At 60.4% G+C, this 963-nt stretch carries 1 protein-coding gene; it reads right to left on the bottom strand.

Translation table 11 applies throughout. The features are described from left to right. Window positions 1-963, bottom strand: a 963-nt coding sequence (locus AB4112_RS35980) for an AMP-binding protein (protein ID WP_441727265.1), incomplete at both ends; no start/stop codon positions are given.

Here is a 963-nt window from a genome sequence, read left to right as displayed (position 1 = left end):
GGCTCGATGCGGAAGCCGCGGATCTTGAGCTGGTGGTCGGCGCGGCCTAGGAAGTCGAGGACGCCGTCGGGGCGCCAGCGGGCGAGGTCGCCGGTGCGGTACATGCGGGCGCCGGGAGGCCCGAAGGGGCAGGCGACGAAGCGCTCGGCGGTCAGGCCCGGGCGGTTGAGATAGCCCCGCGCCAGACCCGCCCCCGCGATGTACAGCTCCCCCGGCACTCCCGCAGGCACCGGACGCAGCCCACCGTCCAGCACATACACACGCGTGTTCCAGATCGGACGGCCGAGTACCGAAACGAGTCCCGTTGCTGGGATCTCCTGAATTTCGGAATCGATGCAGACATCAGTAATTTCGGTGGGGCCATAACTGTTGATAAAGTGCAGATCTGGTGCATGTTCTCTGATTTCGTTGAGGGCAGAAAAATTTATGCTCTCGCCGCCCAGGATTGCAAAACGCAATCCCCGCAGTGAGCGAGATCTGAAATTCAGTGCGTCAGTCAATGTATAAAATTGTGAGGGGGCGCAATTCACTAAATCGACATGATGATACTCGATTATGTGAGCAAGATCGATGCCATCGAGAAGTTTTTCGGGCGCAAGAACGATCGTTGCACCTGATATCAGAGTGGAGAAAAAATTCTTAATCGTCAGATCGAAAGCATAGGAGGAAATGATCAAGACGCGCGTTTTTTCGGCGAGCCCATATTGATTGGCATACCAGCGATAGAGATTGATCGCGCCAGCCTGTGCGACGAGGACGCCCTTTGGAGTTCCGGTGGAGCCGGAGGTGTAGATGAGATAGGCGGGGTGGAGGGGTTGGAGGGGGTGCAGGCGGGTGTCGTCGGTGGGGTTGGTGTCGGGGGAGCGTTCGAGCTGGGCGAGGAGTGCGGTGTCGTCGAGGCGGAGGAGCGGGGCGGTGTCGGGCAGGGCGCGGCCGGCGGTGCCGGCGGTGAGGACGAGCCTG

Source organism: Inquilinus sp. 2KB_23, assembly GCF_052115705.1.
Lineage (GTDB): Bacteria > Pseudomonadota > Alphaproteobacteria > DSM-16000 > Inquilinaceae > Inquilinus > Inquilinus ginsengisoli_A.
This window is presented reverse-complemented; position numbering and strand designations above follow the sequence as displayed.